Source organism: Ligilactobacillus acidipiscis DSM 15836 (assembly GCF_001435755.1).
Classification (GTDB): Bacteria; Bacillota; Bacilli; order Lactobacillales; family Lactobacillaceae; genus Ligilactobacillus; species Ligilactobacillus acidipiscis.
Genome location: NZ_AZFI01000367.1, coordinates 1 through 473, shown reverse-complemented (window position 1 = coordinate 473; position 473 = coordinate 1). Strand labels below are relative to the sequence as shown.

The following is a 473-nucleotide window of genomic DNA, read 5'->3' as shown; positions in this document are numbered from 1 at the left end:
ACTCGCGGACCAGCTTTAGCAATGTTGACCACATGTGCTTTAGCCATGACGCTGCTGGCCGTCAGAACTTGAGTCCGGTCAACGCCTTCAATAAAGCGTTCAACATAATCATTAGCCGGATGCGTCAAGATATCTTCAGGTTCACCGATCTGTTGAACTACACCGTCACGCATGATCATGATCCGATCGCCCAATTTCAAGGCTTCGTTTAAATCATGTCCAATGAAAATAACTGTCTTATGCATTTTTTCTTGGATCTGTAACAAGAGATCCTGCATTTCTTTCCGGTACAATGGATCCAAGGCAGAAAAAGCTTCATCCATTAGTAAGATCTCGGCATCATTGGCAATTGCCCGTGCTAAACCGACACGCTGTTGCATCCCACCGGATAATTGGTCAGGATATTGTTGATCGTACCCATTCAAACCAACTAGATTCAAAGCATCCTTGGCCTTTTTTTCTTGTGTTTCCTG

The 473-nt window shown here is 44.4% G+C and carries 1 protein-coding gene; it reads right to left on the bottom strand.

Going from position 1 to position 473, the window contains the following annotated elements; genetic code table 11:
• The coding region (locus FC65_RS11135; RefSeq protein ID WP_156408654.1) for an ATP-binding cassette domain-containing protein at positions 1-473 on the bottom strand (473 nt) is incomplete at both ends.